General features: G+C 68.0%; 26 protein-coding genes. 14 read left to right on the top strand and 12 right to left on the bottom strand.

Annotation, left to right across the window (positions count from 1 at the left end; genetic code table 11):
* The first annotated feature begins 119 nt into the window (after positions 1 to 119).
* From TS85_RS03145 to TS85_RS03100, 10 genes are all read left to right on the top strand, one after another.
* Entirely contained in the window at positions 120 to 338 is a 219-nt protein-coding gene (locus tag TS85_RS03145) for a DUF433 domain-containing protein (RefSeq protein WP_044330359.1), read from the top strand.
* Positions 339 to 397: 59 nt separating this feature from the next.
* On the top strand, positions 398 to 574 hold the full coding sequence (gene relB, locus TS85_RS03140; protein WP_044330358.1) for a type II toxin-antitoxin system RelB family antitoxin: 177 nt from the start codon (positions 398 to 400) through the stop codon (positions 572 to 574).
* Positions 574 to 846 (top strand): type II toxin-antitoxin system RelE/ParE family toxin, encoded by a 273-nt coding sequence (locus TS85_RS03135; protein ID WP_173426212.1) that lies wholly within the window; start codon positions 574 to 576, stop codon positions 844 to 846. The genes relB and TS85_RS03135 overlap by 1 nt, the downstream gene beginning before the upstream one ends.
* 123 nt (positions 847 to 969) lie before the next feature.
* On the top strand, positions 970 to 2,049 hold the full coding sequence (locus TS85_RS23920; RefSeq protein ID WP_052507699.1) for a hypothetical protein: 1,080 nt from the start codon (positions 970 to 972) through the stop codon (positions 2,047 to 2,049).
* Between the two features lie 9 nt (positions 2,050 to 2,058).
* Entirely contained in the window at positions 2,059 to 2,454 is a 396-nt protein-coding gene (locus TS85_RS03125) for a cupin domain-containing protein (RefSeq protein WP_044330357.1), read from the top strand.
* Between the two features lie 179 nt (positions 2,455 to 2,633).
* Positions 2,634 to 2,843, top strand: coding sequence for a cold-shock protein (locus tag TS85_RS03120; protein WP_044330356.1), 210 nt, complete (start codon positions 2,634 to 2,636; stop codon positions 2,841 to 2,843).
* Positions 2,844 to 2,921: 78 nt separating this feature from the next.
* Positions 2,922 to 3,140, top strand: coding sequence for a hypothetical protein (locus TS85_RS03115; protein ID WP_044330355.1), 219 nt, complete (start codon positions 2,922 to 2,924; stop codon positions 3,138 to 3,140).
* 235 nt (positions 3,141 to 3,375) lie between these two features.
* Complete coding sequence (locus TS85_RS03110) at positions 3,376 to 3,696, top strand: hypothetical protein (RefSeq protein ID WP_044330354.1); 321 nt, start codon at positions 3,376 to 3,378, stop codon at positions 3,694 to 3,696.
* Positions 3,697 to 3,756: 60 nt separating this feature from the next.
* Positions 3,757 to 4,170, top strand: coding sequence for a glycine zipper 2TM domain-containing protein (locus tag TS85_RS03105; protein WP_077228790.1), 414 nt, complete (start codon positions 3,757 to 3,759; stop codon positions 4,168 to 4,170).
* A gap of 112 nt (positions 4,171 to 4,282) precedes the next feature.
* Positions 4,283 to 4,711, top strand: coding sequence for an OsmC family protein (locus TS85_RS03100; RefSeq protein WP_044330353.1), 429 nt, complete (start codon positions 4,283 to 4,285; stop codon positions 4,709 to 4,711).
* Between the two features lie 18 nt (positions 4,712 to 4,729).
* Here the strand turns inward: TS85_RS03100 and TS85_RS03095 are convergent, their stop codons facing one another.
* Positions 4,730 to 5,131, bottom strand: a complete 402-nt coding sequence (locus TS85_RS03095; protein WP_044330352.1) for a low affinity iron permease family protein — start codon at positions 5,129 to 5,131, stop codon at positions 4,730 to 4,732.
* A 679-nt stretch (positions 5,132 to 5,810) separates the two neighbouring features.
* A complete protein-coding gene (locus TS85_RS03090) occupies positions 5,811 to 6,242 on the bottom strand; it encodes a cupin domain-containing protein (RefSeq protein WP_044330351.1) in 432 nt (143 codons plus the stop codon).
* Positions 6,243 to 6,364: 122 nt separating this feature from the next.
* Here TS85_RS03090 and TS85_RS03085 point away from each other — a divergent pair, with 122 nt between their 5' ends.
* From TS85_RS03085 to TS85_RS03070, 4 genes are all read left to right on the top strand, one after another.
* Positions 6,365 to 6,718 carry a glycine zipper 2TM domain-containing protein gene (locus TS85_RS03085; RefSeq protein ID WP_044330350.1) on the top strand — a complete coding sequence of 118 codons (354 nt, stop codon included), beginning with the start codon at positions 6,365 to 6,367 and terminating at the stop codon, positions 6,716 to 6,718.
* A 52-nt stretch (positions 6,719 to 6,770) separates the two neighbouring features.
* Positions 6,771 to 8,000 carry a glycosyltransferase gene (locus TS85_RS03080; RefSeq protein WP_044330349.1) on the top strand — a complete coding sequence of 410 codons (1,230 nt, stop codon included), beginning with the start codon at positions 6,771 to 6,773 and terminating at the stop codon, positions 7,998 to 8,000.
* 253 nt (positions 8,001 to 8,253) lie between these two features.
* Positions 8,254 to 8,712 carry a hypothetical protein gene (locus tag TS85_RS03075; RefSeq protein ID WP_044330348.1) on the top strand — a complete coding sequence of 153 codons (459 nt, stop codon included), beginning with the start codon at positions 8,254 to 8,256 and terminating at the stop codon, positions 8,710 to 8,712.
* 72 nt (positions 8,713 to 8,784) lie between these two features.
* The gene (locus TS85_RS03070; RefSeq protein ID WP_044335751.1) at positions 8,785 to 10,113 is read left to right on the top strand and encodes a serine hydrolase; all 1,329 of its coding nucleotides are present in this window, start codon (positions 8,785 to 8,787) and stop codon (positions 10,111 to 10,113) included.
* A 9-nt stretch (positions 10,114 to 10,122) separates the two neighbouring features.
* On the opposite strand, the gene TS85_RS03065 is transcribed toward TS85_RS03070, so the two are convergent.
* From TS85_RS03065 to leuD, 10 genes are all read right to left on the bottom strand, one after another.
* Entirely contained in the window at positions 10,123 to 10,377 is a 255-nt protein-coding gene (locus tag TS85_RS03065; protein WP_044330347.1) for a hypothetical protein, read from the bottom strand.
* Positions 10,359 to 10,880 (bottom strand): GNAT family N-acetyltransferase, encoded by a 522-nt coding sequence (locus TS85_RS03060; protein ID WP_227698645.1) that lies wholly within the window; start codon positions 10,878 to 10,880, stop codon positions 10,359 to 10,361. Before TS85_RS03060 ends, TS85_RS03065 begins: the two co-directional genes overlap by 19 nt.
* Before the next feature lie 20 nt (positions 10,881 to 10,900).
* Positions 10,901 to 11,692, bottom strand: a complete 792-nt coding sequence (locus tag TS85_RS03055) for a LysR family transcriptional regulator (RefSeq protein WP_044330345.1) — start codon at positions 11,690 to 11,692, stop codon at positions 10,901 to 10,903.
* Positions 11,689 to 12,087: a Co2+/Mg2+ efflux protein ApaG gene (gene apaG / locus TS85_RS03050; RefSeq protein ID WP_044335749.1), complete on the bottom strand. Its 399-nt coding sequence runs from the start codon at positions 12,085 to 12,087 to the stop codon at positions 11,689 to 11,691. The genes TS85_RS03055 and apaG overlap by 4 nt, the downstream gene beginning before the upstream one ends.
* 2 nt (positions 12,088 to 12,089) lie before the next feature.
* The gene (locus TS85_RS03045) at positions 12,090 to 13,298 is read right to left on the bottom strand and encodes a trans-sulfuration enzyme family protein (RefSeq protein ID WP_044330344.1); all 1,209 of its coding nucleotides are present in this window, start codon (positions 13,296 to 13,298) and stop codon (positions 12,090 to 12,092) included.
* A 97-nt stretch (positions 13,299 to 13,395) separates the two neighbouring features.
* Positions 13,396 to 13,728 carry a Grx4 family monothiol glutaredoxin gene (gene grxD / locus TS85_RS03040; protein ID WP_044330343.1) on the bottom strand — a complete coding sequence of 111 codons (333 nt, stop codon included), beginning with the start codon at positions 13,726 to 13,728 and terminating at the stop codon, positions 13,396 to 13,398.
* 5 nt (positions 13,729 to 13,733) lie between these two features.
* Positions 13,734 to 13,973 carry a BolA/IbaG family iron-sulfur metabolism protein gene (locus tag TS85_RS03035; RefSeq protein WP_044330342.1) on the bottom strand — a complete coding sequence of 80 codons (240 nt, stop codon included), beginning with the start codon at positions 13,971 to 13,973 and terminating at the stop codon, positions 13,734 to 13,736.
* A 1-nt stretch (position 13,974) separates the two neighbouring features.
* On the bottom strand, positions 13,975 to 14,298 hold the full coding sequence (locus TS85_RS03030; protein ID WP_044330341.1) for a DUF1476 domain-containing protein: 324 nt from the start codon (positions 14,296 to 14,298) through the stop codon (positions 13,975 to 13,977).
* A 70-nt stretch (positions 14,299 to 14,368) separates the two neighbouring features.
* Positions 14,369 to 15,370: an NADPH:quinone oxidoreductase family protein gene (locus tag TS85_RS03025; RefSeq protein ID WP_173426211.1), complete on the bottom strand. Its 1,002-nt coding sequence runs from the start codon at positions 15,368 to 15,370 to the stop codon at positions 14,369 to 14,371.
* Entirely contained in the window at positions 15,333 to 15,962 is a 630-nt protein-coding gene (gene leuD, locus TS85_RS03020) for a 3-isopropylmalate dehydratase small subunit (RefSeq protein ID WP_044330340.1), read from the bottom strand. Before leuD ends, TS85_RS03025 begins: the two co-directional genes overlap by 38 nt.
* Between the last annotated feature and the right edge of the window lie 115 nt (positions 15,963 to 16,077).

Below are 16,077 nucleotides of genomic sequence, written 5' to 3'. Positions count from 1 at the left end.
CCCGCGTCTATATCGTCAATTCCCAAACGAGAATTTCGGGGACACGCTACCTAACTCGGGTGATCGCCACTCTACTTACCTACCTTGACGCATCGCCTTCCACTACGCATCCTCCACACATGCCCCCGTGCATTACAATCGACCCCCAAGTCTGCGGCGGCCGGCCGATCGTCGCCGGCACCCGGATGCGCGTCAGCGACGTGCTGGATGCGCTCGCCTCCGGCGTCAGCGTCGAGGAACTGCTCGCCGACTTCCCCACTCTGGTCCGCGAAGACGTTAACGCCTGCCTCGCTTATGCCGCGCGCGCCGTCGATCATATGGTGGCGCAACCCGCTTGAGGCCCTCGCGGGTTCCGCGCACCCTTCTCCCCTCCCCCCATCCGCGCTATATTCCCCCCATGGCCAAGCTCTCGCCCATCGAGTCCGAATTCGAATCGACCGAAGCCGCCGACGCCTATGACGCATGGTTTCGCGCGAAGATCGAAGCGCGCATGGCTTCCAAGGCTCCCGGCATCCCGCACGACGAAGCGATGGCGCGGGTACAGGTGATCCTGGATCGTCGCAAAGCCGGCTGATGCTGCCGCTGCTCTGGCACCCGGAGGCGCTGGAGGATCTCGAACACATCGTCGACTTCATCGAAGCGCGTAATCCGCGCGCCGCGCAGCGTCTCAGCGCGTTGATCCGCGACACCGCCGATCGCCTGCCCGATCACCCCTATGTCCATCGCCCCGGTCGCGTGCCCGGCACGCGGGAAGCGGTCGTCCACCCCAATTACATCCTGATTTACCGCGTCGCGGACTATATCGAGGTGATGGGCGTCCTCCACGCCCGCCAACCCTACCCCTGATACCCCAAAACCTCACCCCCGCAAAAAAGAACAAACCAGCAACAAAAACCACTGTCCTACAAGCCCCCTTCCGGCATATCTGGCGAGTCGCACCGCTCCCTCACGCGAAAGGATGCCGACGCCATGACCTTCCCCGCCCAGATTCTGCCGCCCGAAGACTCCGCCGATCCCGCCCGCACCCAGCGCCACGACGGCTGGACCGCCGATCGCCAGCGCGCATTTCTCCAGGCGCTGTCGGAGGGGAGCAGCGTCAGCCATGCGTGCCAGATCGTCGGCCTCTCGGTCCAATCCGCCTATGCCTTTCGCCGGGCTGCGCGCGGGGCGGGGTTCGCGCTGGGGTGGCAGGCGGCGCAGCTGCTCGCGCGCGAGGTGCTGGCCGATACGCTGATGGACCGGGCGCTTCACGGCACCCAGGAGATCCGCTTCCACCCCGACGGCAGCGACACCAGCTATTGCAAATATGACAATCATCTCGCGCTCAAGATGCTCGCCCGCATGGATCGCATGGCCGATACCGCGCAGCGCGAGGCGACGCATGCTGCCGCGCGGCTGGTCGCGGGTGAGTTCGACCAGTTTCTCGACGTGATCGCGCGCGATGGCGGGCCGGCGCGCGCAGGCCTCTTCCTCGGCGCGCGGCTGGGGGCGGAGGCGGTGCCCGCCGATGCCGACGATCTCGCCCCCGTCCGCGCGCTGGCCCGCGCCGATCGCTGGCTGCGCACGCATACCGATATGGCGGAGCCGCTCGCCACCGCCGATCTCGATCCCGCCGCCCGTGCCGATTGGACCGCGGAGCAATGGGCGCGCGCCGAGGCCGCCGGGCTGGTCGCGCTCGCCCCGCCGCCCGCCGATCCCACCCCGCCAGAGCCTAAACTTCCTAAACTTAGCGATCTCGAAAACCCCGATGGCGATCCGGTGTGGTGGGACATGGTCCGCGACCATTGGCGCACCGATTTCCCCCCGCCCGAGGATTTCTACGGCGAGGAAGAGGGTGACTATGGCGAGGACGGCTATTCGCGCGAGCTGACCGACGAAGAGCGCGATATGGTCGAGGCGCCGATCCGCGCCGAACGCGAAGCGCGCCGCGCGGTCGAGGCAGTCGAGCGCGACGCCTGGTTCGCGGAGGAAGCCGCGCTGGCACAGCCGGCCCCGGCCCCGGACGGCGAGCCGCACGCTCCGCTGGCATTGCCCCACCCCCCGGCATAGGATCGCATCATGCCCAGCCTGTTCACCCACCCCGCGCATCTCGGCACCGGCGCCACGGCGCTGGTCGAACCCGCCTTTGACGGCATGCAATGGTATGCCGATTATGCCGCGCGCCATGCCGGCGACGGCGCCGAGGGGCGGCTCGTCTCGCTCTACAGCTTTTCGGAGAGCTGGGAATCGTGGGAGGTCCATCCGCACGGCGCGGAGATGGTGGTTTGCACCGCGGGCACGCTGACGCTGCACCAGGAACATGCCGATGGGTCGACCGAGACGGTGACGCTGGCGCCGGGCGACTATGCGATCAATCCGCCGGGGACGTGGCACACTGCGGACGTGCCGCCGGGCACCGTCGCGACCGCGCTGTTCATCACGCCGGGGCTGGGCACGGACCACCGCCCGCGCTGAACGCCCCGCCGCGCGTCCGGGCTAGCTGCTTGTAATTCCGGGGCAGCGGGTCCATATGAAGGTCTGCTACAGTCGCAAATTGACGGTCTCTGGCGCTTTGCGGCCCTTTTTCCTTCTCTATGCCCTCGCAGCACGAGGGAGCCCGGCGTTCGGACTCCCGCATAAGAAGGAAACTCCGCATGACTATCCAGGGAACCGTAAAGTTCTTCAACGCCGACAAGGGCTATGGCTTCATCGCTCCCGATAACGGTGGCCAGGACGCATTCGTCCACATCACCGCCGTCGAGCGCGCCGGGCTTGCCACGCTGAACCAGAATCAGCGCGTCAGCTACGAGCTCGAAGCCGACAAGAAGGGCAAGATGGCAGCGACCAACCTCCAGGCCGAATAAGCCTCGCGGTTTCGTTACCACGGGTGGCGCGCGCCAAACCGGGCGCGCCGCCCGCTCTACCACCTGCGGGAGATTACCATGGCTGATCTGGTCAATTCCTATCGTAGCCATGCCGAAAAGGCCCAGGCCGATGCCGATGCCGCGACGCTGGACAATGTCCGCGACCGCAATCTGCGCGCGGCGCATGCCTGGACGCAGATGGCCGATCGCCAGGAGCGTACCGAACGCGCCCGCGCCACCCGCGAAGGATCGTCTTCCGCCGCGGTGCTTGAACCATTGGAACAGGAAACTACGTGAATTTTTTCAATAATATAGCCGAAACTCAGATTACCCGCCGCCTGTCGCGGCCGTTGCTTCCCTCGCCTTCGCTGCCGCATTCGCGCCGCAGCTCTTCGCCGCGCCGCTCCGGCCCGGCTGCCCGCATCGCCCGAGCCGCCGTGCTCGAAGTGCTGGGCTGAGGCGAGCCTCTCTTTCCCGGAACACGCGTCGCCGCCGCCCGTTGATCGCCTCACAGTGTGAAGGAATTGAGATCATGGCGAAAAAGACCGCTCCCGCTTCAAAACGCCGCGCCAAGGCGCCCGAACCCAGCCGCGCCGGCGCGATCGCCGCGGGAACGCTGTCGCTCGGCGCCATCGCCGGGGTGCTGGCCGCCGGAGTCTTCGGGCTCCGCCGCCTCGCCCGCCGTGCGCCCGGTGGCGGCGAGCATGTCCCCACCGACCTGATGGGCGATACCCGCCCGAGCGCGGACGACCGCGCTCCGGCTGATTTCCGTCCCGATCCGACCGCGTCGATCCCGGCCTCCGAACGCGACGCCTTCCGCCCCGCGCTTGCCGGGGCCCAGGCGCCCAATTGAGGGCAACTTTCCCGCCCGTCGCGCATTCCCACTGCATCTGAAACGACTGGGAGACACATGATGCGCGCTATCCTGATGGGATTGCTCGGCGCCGCGACGCTGGCGGGCTGCACCGGCGACGGGTACGGCCCCCGCGGCGGCATGGGCGGCGGCTATAGCAACTATGACTGGAACCGCCCCGATCCCTCGTACAACGGCTATTATGCCGACCGCTATTACCGCGACGATCGCCGCTACCGCGAGCGCCGGCTGAGCCGTAACGACCGCGTCTATCGTGGTCAGGACGGCCGCTTTTACTGCCGCCGCAACGACGGCACGACCGGGCTGATCGTCGGTGGCGTCGCTGGCGGCGTGCTCGGCAACATCATCGCGCCGGGCGGGTCGGAGACGATCGGGACGCTGCTCGGCACCGCCGCGGGTGCCGCGGTCGGCGCGTCGGTCGATCGCAACAACCAGGACGTCCGCTGCCGCTGAGGTACGCGCCGGCGGTGGACAGTTCCCGCCGCCGGTGCCCCTCATACCAGAGTGTAGCTTGCCGGGCGCTCCGCCGCGCCTAGATTTCGCCCGACCACCACGGAGATCCGCCATGACCACGCGCACCGCAACCGCCCGCTACCAGGGCTTCGGCAAGGACGGCAAAGGCCAGATCAGCAGCCAGTCCGGCGTGCTGGAGGCAACCCCGTACAGCTTCAACACCCGCTTCGGCGAGGAAAAGGGCACCAACCCCGAAGAACTGATCGCCGCCGCGCATGCCGGCTGCTTCACCATGGCGCTCAGCTTCGCGCTGGCCCGCGCCGGGTTCAACGAAGGCTCGTTGGAGACCATTGCCGCGGTCAAGCTCGACTCCGACGGCGAAGGCGGCTTCACCATCACCCGCTCCGACCTGAAGCTCACCGCGACGATCCCCGGCATCGCCGAGGACCAGTTCGAGGCGCTGGCCAAGGGCGCCGAGGCGAATTGTCCGGTGTCGAAACTGCTCAAGGCCGAGATCAGCCTCGACTGGACGCTGGCCTGACGCAGGGGACGGGCGTCGTCAGCGGCGCCCGATCACCCGGCCAATGCCCAGATGCAGGTTCGGATCGTCGCGCCCGAACTCGCGCTCCAGCCGGTCGCGGATCGCGATCAGCTCGCGCTCGCCGAGATGCTCGATCCCGATGAACTCGTTGCGCCCCTTGTCGAGCGCGCGGATGACTTCGTCGAGCTTGGCCTGGATCGCAGCAGCATCGCGATTCTGGGCGTTCTGGATCAGGAAGACCATCAGGAAGGTCACGATGGTCGTGCCGGTGTTGATCACCAACTGCCAGGTGTCGGACCATCCGAACACCGGCCCGCTGACGCCCCAGCCAATGATGACGGCAAAGGCGATCCCGAACGCCGGCGGTCGCCCCGCCCATCCTGCCACCAGTTGCGCCAATCGCTCGAACAAGCGTCCCATCGTCGATCCTCCTCGGCGACGGGATAGCGGCACCGCGGCGAATGGGGAGCGCAAAATGCAAAAGGGGGCCGGCATCGCTGCCAGCCCCCGTGTCGCCTGACTTCAGCCCAGTGCCCGGACGGGCCGATGGACCTGGTTTCGGCGGCATGCGCCACCCGCGCCGGCAAGGGCATGCGGGCTTTGCGTCGGTCGCCGGGCCGGGCGATGCGCTCCCGGAAAGAGCGTCGTGTCCGGCCATCGGCGGCCCGCCCATCGGACCTGAGTCCGTGGAGCCTTGCGATACGGTTCCCGGTCCGGCGGTGTTCAGGGCCTTCGCTCGCGCGTCGCCTTGGAAACCCGTGCCAGTCCCTGGGGCTGTCCTCCGCCCACCGCGCCGCTTTCGCGCCGCATCGGCTTCGGCCCGCCCTGACGGGTCCGCTCCAACGCCTCGGCAGAGTGCTTGCACACCGGCTCCGGCATCATGCTCGCCCGCGCTTCCGTATCCCGTCCCGGTCGATTGCGGTTTCCCGGAGGCACCTGCGCTCGATCGGTCCGTGCAGGAGGTTGATCCGGGGTTGGTTTCCCGCTACCGAACCGCCTTCCTACAGGTCTGATGGTCTCACCGATCCCGAGTCGCACAAAGCGACGAATCGCGCGCGCTGGCTGTGGATAACGTGGAAAACGGGGACAAGGACGCCGGTCATGGTCCCGGCTGCCACTCGGGCGGTGCCAGCGTGAACCCGGCAAAGTCGAACCCCGGCACCACCACGCAACTCACCAGCGCCCACCCCAGCCGCGCCTCGGTCGCCTGCCAGTGTTGCGCGGGCACCCGGCATTGCGGCGCCTGCCCCAGCAGCACGTCCCCGCCGAGCAGCGTCATGCGCGCCGGATGCGCACCGCTCTCGGCGATCTGCACCTCCACCGGGCTGCCCGCGTGCCACAGCCACAATTCCTCGGCGTCGACGCGGTGCCAGTGCGATCGCTGCCCGCCCTCCAGCAGGAAGTGGATCGCCGTCCCCGCCGACCGCCCGGCGCCGCCGCTCGGCGCTGCCCGCCACGTCTCGCGATACCAGCCGCCCTCAGGGTGCGGCGCCAGCCCCAGCGTCTCGATGATCCTTTGCGGCGTATCCAAACCCGTTCTCCCAAATCCTTACACAGGCTGACCATCGTGTAGTTTTGGGTTCATGCAACCCCGTCTAAACCAGAGACGTTACGCATCCAGCAGCAACAGAAACGTCATTGAAGGAACACCCCATGCGCAATTTCATGCTCGCCCTCGGCGCCGCATCGCTCCTCGCGCCGGTCGCCATCGCGTTTCCGACCGCCAAGGCGGAGGCGAAGTCCTACGAATATAAGTACGACCAGCAGCGCCGCGGCAAGCGCCACGCCTATCGCGAATGGCGCGGTCGCGACGGCAAGCGCTATTGCCGCAAGTCCGATGGCACGACCGGCCTCGTCGTCGGCGCCGTCGGCGGCGCGCTGGTCGGCCGGACGATCGACACCCGCGGTGACCGCACCGGCGGCACCGTGCTCGGCGCAGTAGCCGGCGCGCTGGCCGGTCGCGAGATCGAGCGTAGCGGCAGCAACAACAACCGTCGCTGCCGCTAACGGCGTGGTCGATGCACGCGGAGCGTTAACCCGGCCCTGCTAAGGGCGGATCATGCTCCGCGTGCTCGTCCTCTCGACGCTCTTCCCCGATTCGTCGCGTCCCAATTTCGGCATTTTCGTCGAACGCCAGACGCTCGGACTCGCCAGTCGCGAGGGCGTCGACGTCCGCGTCGTCGCCCCGCTCGGCATTCCGCCCTGGCCGCTTAGCCACCTGCCCCGCTATCGCGCTTTGGCGGCGCGCCCCCGGCACGAGCAGTGGAAGGGGGTCGAGGTGCATCGCCCGTGCTTCGCCAATCTCCCCCTGACGGGTGGCCGCTTCCACGCCGCCGCGCTGGCCGCGTCGGTCGCGCCGCTGCTTGCGCGGATGCGCGACGACTTTCCCTTCGACGTCATCGACGCGGAGTTCTTCTTTCCCGACGGCGTCGCCGCGGTCGCGCTCGGGCGGCGGTTCGGGGTGCCCGTGTCGATCAAGGCGCGCGGGTCGGACATCCATGGCTGGGGCAAGCGCCCCGCGATCCGTAAGCAGATCGTGGCGGCAGGCCGCGCGGCGGACGGGCTGCTTTCCGTCTCCGAACCGATGCGCGACGACATGATCGCACTCGGTATGCCCGCGGAGCGCATCCAGTGCATCGTGACCGGCGTCGACTTCGCCCGCTTCGAACCCCGCGATCGCGTCGCCGCAAAGGCAGCGCTCGGGGTGTCGGGGCCACTGGTCCTCTCGGTGGGCGCGCTCATCCCGCTAAAAGGGCATGAGATTGTGATCGACGCCGTCGCCCGCATTCCCGGCGCGACGCTGTGGATCGCGGGCGAAGGACCGCACCGCACCCCGCTCGAACGCCACATCGCGCGCACCGGCCTCGCCGATCGCGTCCGGCTGCTCGGCTCGGTACCGCATGCCGAGCTTCCGGCGATGCTCGCCGCGGCGGACGTCATGGCGCTGGCGTCCGAGCGCGAAGGACTAGCCAATGCCTGGCTCGAAGCGCTGGCCAGTGGTACGCCCGTGGTGATCCCCGATGTCGGTGGCGCGCGTCAGGTCGTGCGCAGCGCAGCCGCGGGTCGCATCGTGGCGCGCTCTCCCGAAGCCTTTGCCGGTGCCCTTGCCGAACTGATCGCGGCGCCACCCGCGGCAGCGGACGTCCGCGCGACCGTCGAGCCCTTTACCTGGGCCGCAAACAGCGCGCGCCTCCACGCCTTTCTGGACACGCTCGTCGCCGGTGCATCCGGCGCGTCGGACACTCAATCCGGCGCGCAGGTGGAACGACTTGCGCAGTTGCCGGGTTGAACTGGGCGGGGCTGACAGGAGTAACGGCAATGGCGCCTTTCAACTTGGACCAGCATCGCGCGGTGTTTCGTCGCACCGCTCCTGGCGACTCCGCGCCCAGGATCGCAGACCGCCCCCGCGCGCCGCAACGCGCGCCGCATCCCCCCACATCGTTCGAAATCGTGTTCGACGTCGAGGAACGCGCTTATGGTGCCCATTGACTCTGGGCGCTTTGGTCCCTGAGAGTATCGCAGGCGACTGAAGGAAAACGGTAATGGCGGCGAAAAAGAAAAAAGACGACACTGCGCGCGGCGATACGAAGCCGACGGCGCTGCCGAAAAGCGTCTCGGGGATCAAACTGCCCAAGGCGATCCGGGCCAAGCTGACCGATCTGGCCAAACACCCCGCCGTTGCAGATCTGCTCGCGGCAGGGCTCGTGGCGCTCGCCGCGCGGCTGAAGCCCGAGACAAAGGCCGAGGAACCGGCCCCCGCTCCAGCCGAGCCCCCGGCCGCCGAGGTCGCAGCCCCGCCGCCGGCCAAGCGCGTGCGCAAACCCGCCGACCCCGCCGCGCCCAAGCCCAAGGCGGCCAAGCGCGCGGCAAAGCCCGCAGAACCCGCTCCTGCGCCGAAGGCGACCGAGGTGCCGGTGCCCGCGACGCCCAAGCCACGCAAGACCCGCCGCGCCACGCCCAAGGCGCCCACCAAGCCGAAGGCGCCCAAGGCAAACAGCTGACGGGCGCGCCGGCGCCTCATTGCAATTCCCCCCGCGGTGTATTAGTCAAATAATACAATGGAGGGATTTTCGATGCGTCGCCTGCTGCTCTGCGTTCCCGCCCTGCTCCTCGCGGCGCCCGCCGCCGCACAGACTCCGCCCGCCGCGCCGCCCGCGGTCTCCCCGGCCCCGGTCACCGCCGCGCCCGAGTTTCGCGCCCGCGTCGATGCGCTCGCCGACATATTGTCGGGAAAGGGCGACTATGACGCATATTTCTCTGACGAATTTCGCGCCCAGATTCCCAAGGCAAAGTTCGACGAAGTCAACGCCCAACTGACCTCGGCGAACGGCCCGTTCTCCGACCTCCAGCGTCTCGACGCCAAGACGCCCTGGTCGGGCGTGATCACCGTCGAATATCGCGACGCGCTGGTCGATATGGCGATCGCCGCCGATCCTGCGGGCGAGCACAAGGTCATCGGGCTGCGCGTCCTCGGCGCCACGGCGCGCGAAGCGTCGCTCGATGCCGTCGGCGCGACGCTCCGCGGGCTGCGGGGCAGCTCGGGCTATGTCCTTGCCAAGCTGGGCGGTCCGGCGCCGCAGGTGTTGATGCAGCACAATGCCGACACGCCGTTCGCGATCGGGTCGGAGTTCAAGCTGGTGATCCTCGCCGAGCTGATCCGCGCGACCAATGCCGGCGAGCGCAAATGGGACGACATCGTCACGCTGGACGGCAAGGAACTCCCCGGCGGCGGCTATCATGGCAAGCCCGCCGGCACGCAGGTCTCGCTGCGCGAACTCGCCACGCAGATGATTTCGATCAGCGACAACAGCGCCACCGACATCCTGCTCAAGACGCTGGGCCGTGCGAAGGTCGAAGCGATGATGCCGGTGATCGGGATCAAGGACCCGGCGCGCAACCGTCCCTTCATGGGCACCGCCGAAGTCTTCAAGCTCAAGGGCATTGCCGATCTGCGCCGCCGCTATCTCGCACAGGGCGAGGCGGGCCGCCGCGCGATGCTGGACGGCGAGGTCGCGACGACCCCGCTGAGTGCGATCGACCATGCGTTGTTCCGATCGAAGCAGCCTTTGTCGCCGGACACGCTCGAATGGTTCGAATCGCCCAACGACCTTGTCCGCGTGATGGACTGGATTCGCCGCAACACCGAAGGCCCCAAGGGCGCCGACGCCCGCGCAATCCTGTCGAAAAACCCGGGCGTGCCCGCGCTGGTCGCGTCGAAATGGCAGTTCGTGGGCTATAAGGGCGGTTCGGAACCCGGCGTCATGGCGATGACGCTGCTGCTCCAGGGCAAGAATGGCGACTGGTATGTCTGGTCGGCGAGCTGGAACGATCCGACCCAGCCGGTGGAAAATGGCCGCTTCGCCGGGCTGGTGGGCAAGGCGGCGGAACTGGCCGCTCCCTGAACGCCGGGGCTACCCCTGCATCCGCAACCGGTGATAGCGCCTCCGCGCCGCGATCGCCGTGACCATCAGCATCGCGCCCGCGCCCATGACACTGGCCGCAAGCCATAGCGGCACCGCATCGAACCCGCGCCGTTGGAGCAGCATCAGCACGGCCCCGATCACAGCCAGCACCACCCCCGCCAGCCGAATCCGGCGCGCAACCCCCGCCAGCTCGCGGGCATAGGCGGCGCGCTGGGCCGGATCGTTCAGATCGGGCGCGGCCATTGCCATTCGTCGCGCAGCATCCCGTACAGCGTCGTGTCGCGCACCCCGATATGCGTCTCCCACTCCTGCCGCAGCACGCCCTCCAGCCGGAACCCCAGCCGTTCGAGCAGCCTACGCGAATGGACATTTTCCGGATCGGTATCGGCGAACACGCGGCGCTGGCCCTCGGCGAAGATTTGCTCGATCACCCGCGCCACCGCCTCGATCGCGATCCCGGTGCCCCAATGCGTCCGCGCGAGCATATAGCCGATCTCGGACACATTGCCCTGGCGCTTCTCGCCCGCCGCGACGAACCCGATCGCAGTATCGTCGCCCTTGACCGTGATCGCCCACACCCGCCAGTCGCCGCCGCTGCGCGCGAAATCGGACCGCGTCTCCGCCAGCGATTCATGCGGCCCGCTCGACCACCAGGTCATCAGGTCATGGTCGGCGAAGCTGGGGTGCAGCGCCTCGGCGTCGTCGGGCGTCCGCGGGCGGAGCAAAAGGCGGGGGCTTTCCAGCATGGGCGTGTCTCGCTGCGCCATCAGGCGGCCAGCGCGTCTACCAATGCACGGACCTTTTTCTGCCGCCATTGCGGCAGCGGTGCGACCAGCCAATAGCCGAAGCGCGACGATTTGGGCGCGCCGACCACGACGACGCGGCCCGAAGCGATGTCGGCGCGCGCCAGCAATTCGGGCACCGTCGCGCGGCCCAGCCCCTCGGCTGCGGCGTCCAGCGCGAGTCCGGCGTCCGATACCCGCACCTGCGACGCGGCATCCTCGGCGAGGCAGCCGGGCCAGCCGATCCGCGTGTCGATGCCGCCGCCCGGACGCTCGATCGTCACCATGCCGTCGCTCTCCAGCGCCTCGCCCTCATGCTCGCCCGGACCTTCGCTCCAGCGGATCGCAAGGTCCAGATTCGCCTCGGTAAAGTCGATCGTCTCGTCCGACGGGATCAGGATGAAGCGCAGGTCGCCATCGGCGCGCGCGATTTCGGCCAGCTGCGGCATCAGCCATTTGGCGGTCAGGTCGCGCGGCGCCGCGATCGTCAGCGACTTGGACGATTGCCCGGCCTGCATCGCGCGCACCGATTCCTCGAACTGGAGGAACCCCGCGCGCAGCGCCGCGAGCCCCGCCTCGGCCTCGGGCGTCAGCTCCAGCCCCTTGGTCGTGCGGCGGAACAGCACGACGCCCAGCGTATCCTCCAGCGCGCGGATCTGCTGCCCCACAGCGGCGGGCGTCACCGCCAGTTCGTCGGCGGCGCGCGTGAACGACAAATGCCGCGCCGCTGCATCGAGCACGCGCAGGCCGTTGAGCGGCAGGTGGGTCCGCTTCATCCGGTGACCGCCGGCGCGACCAGTGCGAATTTGGGGATCGCCACGTCGAACGCCGATCCGTCCTCGCCGATCATGTGATAGCTGCCCTGCATATGCCCGGTCGGCGTCGACAGCGGGCAACCCGATACATAGTCGAAGCTGCCGCCCGGATCGATCATCGGCTGCTCGCCGACGACGCCCTCGCCTTCCACCGTGTGCCGCGCACCGCGCCCGTCGGTGATGACCCAGTGGCGGGTCAGCAGCTGCACGGTCACCGGCCCGCTATTCTCGATCCGGATGTGATAGGACCAGAACCAGCGCCCCCGCTGCGGCTCGGATTGTTCGGGGAGATAGGAGGCAGAGACGCGCACGACGATGCCGCGGGTCTCCGCGTCCTCGCTGAAGAGCGCCTTCATGATCACAGCCCCGCGCGCCCCAACGCCTGATCGAGGTCTGCGATGACGTCCTCGGGGTCTTCGAGCCCGACATTGAGCCGCAACATCCCCTCGGTCACGCCCATCTCGATGCGCTTTTCCTCGGCGACGCCCGAATGCGTGGTCGACGAGGGGTGCGTCATCAGCGAGCGCGAATCGCCGATATTGTTCGATATGTCGACCAGTTCGAGCGCGTCGAGCAGCGCATGCGCCTGTGTGCGCCCGCCATCGACTTCGAACGAGAAGATCGGCCCGGCCGCGACCATCTGGCGCATCGCCAGATTGTGCTGCTTGTGGCTCGGCAGCCCGGGGAAGTTGATCCGCGGCACCCGCCCTTCCAGGAAGCGCCCGACCTTGAGCGCATTCTCGCTCTGACGGGTGATGCGCAGGTCCAGCGTCTCCAGCCCCTTCAGCACCACCCAGGCGTTGAACGCGCTCAGCGTCGGCCCGGTGTTGCGCGTAAAGGGCAGCAGCGTGTTGGTGATGAAGTCCTCGCTCCCCGTCACCGCCCCCGCCAGCACGCGGCCTTGCCCGTCCATCATCTTGGTCGCCGAATAGGCGACGATGTCCGCGCCGAAATCGAGCGGGCGCTGGAGCGCGGGCGTCGCAAAGGCATTGTCGACCAGCGTGCGGATGCCACGCGCCCGCGCAATCCCGCACACGGCCTCCAGGTCGACGACGTCCATCGTCGGGTTGGCCGGCGTCTCGAAAAAGAACAGCTTGGTGTTCGCCTTCGCCGCATCCTCGAACTGCTGCGGGTCGCGCGCGTCGATGATCGTCGTCTCGATGCCGAATTTGGGAAGCAGCGTGTCGGTCAGCCAGCGGCACGATCCGAACGCGGCACGCCCGGCGACGACATGGTCGCCCTGCTGAAGCTGGCACAGCAACGCCGCGGTCATCGCGGCCATGCCGGTGGCCATCGTCCGACACGCCTCGGCACCCTCCAGCAGCGCGATTCGCTCCTCGAGCATCGCGACCGTCGGGTTCTGGAGCCGGGAATAGGTCATCCCCTCCTGCTCGCCGGCAAAGCGCGCCGCGGCATCGCCCGCGCAGTCATAGGCATAGCCCGAGGTGAGGAAGATCGCCTCGCTCGTCTCGCCGAATTCCGAACGCATCGTTCCCCCGCGGACGGCCTGCGTTGCGGGCTTCCAGTGGCGGGTGATGCTGCGGTCTTGTCCGGTACGGCGTTTCATGGGCGTGCTTTGCGGTGCGCGGGGGCGCCCCGTCAACTGTTTCTCCCTTGCAACCGGCAAGGGAGGGCGGGCCAGAGCGCGGGCCCGCCCAACGGCATCACGCCGAGGCGGCTACGCCCTTGTCGGCGAGCAACTGCGCGAGCTCGCCGCTTTCGTACATCTCCATCATGATGTCCGATCCGCCGACGAATTCGCCCTTCACATATAGCTGGGGGATGGTCGGCCAGTCGGAGAACGCCTTGATGCCCTGGCGGACGCCCTGGTCCTGGAGCACGTCGACGCTGTCGAACTCGACGCCGAGATGGTTGAGGATGGCGATCGCGCGGCTCGAAAAGCCGCATTGCGGGAACAGCGGGCTGCCCTTCATGAACAACAACACCGGGCTGGCGTCGACCAGCCCCTGGATGCGATCCTGCACTTCGTCGGTCATGTCTTCTACTCCTCGACAGGCGCTTCGGTGGTCAGCTGGAGCGCGTGGAGCACGCCGCCCATGCGCCCGCCGAGCGCCGCATAGACCGCCTGGTGCTGGCGCACCCGCGGCATGCCCTTGAACATGGGGGCGATTACCCGCGCTGCATAGTGGTCGCCATCGCCGGCCAGGTCGGTGATCTCGACACGCGCATCGGGGATGCCCGCGCGGATCAGCTCTTCGATCTCGGACGCGGCCATCGCCATGTTACTTCGATTCCATCAGCTGGCGGCGCGCCTCGACGGTCTGCTCGGCCAGCGCCTGGCGCACCGTCGCTTCGTCGATCTCGACGTTCGCGGCCAACAGGTCGCCCATCAGCTTGCGGATGACGTCCTCGTCGCCGGCTTCCTCGAAATCGGCCTGGACCACGGCCTTGGCATAGGCGTCGGTCTCTTCGGGGGTCAGCGCCATCTTCGCCGCGGCCCATTGGCCGAGCAGCTTGTTGCGGCGCGCGGCGATGCGGAACGCGATGTCCTCGTCATGCGCGAACTTCGCTTCGAACCCGCGTTCGCGATCGTCGAAAGTGGTCATTATCGTATAGCCCCTTGGAAAGCGTCTGCGCCGAGATAGGAGGCGCAACCGACCAAGGCAACCGCGGACGCTATTCGGCGATGCGCACCACCAGCTTGCCGATCGACTCGCGTCCGCCCAGCCGGGCAATCGCCTGGCCCGCATCGGCGAGTGCGAAGACGTCGGTCACCCGCGGCGCGATCCGCCCTTCGCCCCACAGCCGGAACAGCCGCTCGACATGCGCCTGATTCGCGTGCGGATCACGCGCCGCAAACGCGCCCCAGAACACGCCGCACACGTCGCAACTCTTGAGCAGGGTCAGGTTGAGCGGCAGCCGGGGGATGCCCGCCGGGAAGCCGACGACCAGATACCGTCCCTCCCACGCGATCGCGCGCAGTGCCGGCTCGGCATAGTCGCCGCCGACCGGGTCATAGATCACATCGGCGCCCTTCGGCCCGACCGCCGCCTTGAACGCCTCGGCCAGCGCCTTGGACTGGTCCTTGTCGAACGGTGCGCGCGGATAGACGATCGTCCGATCCGCCCCCGCCGCGCGCGCGGCCTCGGCCTTTTCCTCGGACGATACCGCCGCCACCACCGTCGCGCCAAACGCCTTGCCCAGTTCGATCGCCGCCAGCCCGACGCCGCCCGCCGCACCCAGCACCAGCAAGGTCTGCCCCTCGCGCAGATGCCCGCGGTCGAGCAGCGCGTGGATGGTGGTGGCATAGGTCAGCAGGAGCGCCGCGCCGTCCTCGAAACTACGCCCCTCGGGCAGGCGATAGAGCTGCCCCGCGCCCAGCGCGATCTTGCCGACCAGCCCGCCATGGCCGGGCACCGCAATCACGCGGTCGCCGACTGCCCAGCCCTCGACGCCCTCGCCCACCGATTCGACCACCCCCGCAATCTCGCCGCCGGGGGCGAAGGGGCGCTGCGGCTTGAACTGGTATTTGTCCTCGATGATCAGGACGTCGGGATAGTTGATCGCGCACGCCTTCACCGCGACGACGACCTGACCTTTGCCGGGTGTCGGATCGGGCAGCTCGTCCAGGCTTAGGGTTTCAGGTCCGCCCGGTGCCTTCGACAACAACGCCTTCATGCCCTGCTCCCACCGTGATCCAGGGGCGCGAAGCGGCGACACCGGATTCGTATTTCGAAATCTCGGTATCTTTTGCCAGCGTCATCCCGATCTCGTCCAGCCCCTGCATCAGGCAGTCGCGGCGGAACGGGTCCATGTCGAAGACGAAGCGATCCTGGAACGGCGTGGTGACGCTCATCGTCTCGAGGTCGACGGTAATCTCGTCGGTGCGGGCGACCTCGACCAGCCGGTCGATCGCATCCTGCGGCAGCACCACGGTGACGATGCCGTTCTTGAACGCATTGCCCGAGAAGATGTCGGAAAAGCTCGGCGCGATCACCGCCTTGATCCCCAGATCGGCGAGCGCCCATGCGGCATGCTCGCGACTGGAGCCGCACCCGAAATTATCGCCCGCGACCAGCACCGGCGCGCCGCTGTAGCGGGAATCGTCGAACACATTGTCCGGCTGCGCGCGCACGCTCTCGAACGCGCCCTTGCCCAGCCCCTCGCGCGTCGTGGTCTTCAGCCAGTGCGCGGGGATGATGATGTCGGTATCGATATTCTTGGCGCCCCACGGATAGGCGCGCCCCGAAACCTGGCGGACGGGTTCCATTCAGCAACTCCTCTCGTGCAGCCCCGCCGGGCTACGGCGAGAATTCAGCGTGCGCCCGAAGCGCCGCTGGTGGGTGTCGTCGGGCTTTGCGCCACGGCATAGGCTGCCGCCAATC

The organism is Sphingomonas hengshuiensis, assembly GCF_000935025.1.
In the GTDB taxonomy this organism is placed as follows: domain Bacteria; phylum Pseudomonadota; class Alphaproteobacteria; order Sphingomonadales; family Sphingomonadaceae; genus Sphingomonas; species Sphingomonas hengshuiensis.
This window is presented reverse-complemented; position numbering and strand designations above follow the sequence as displayed.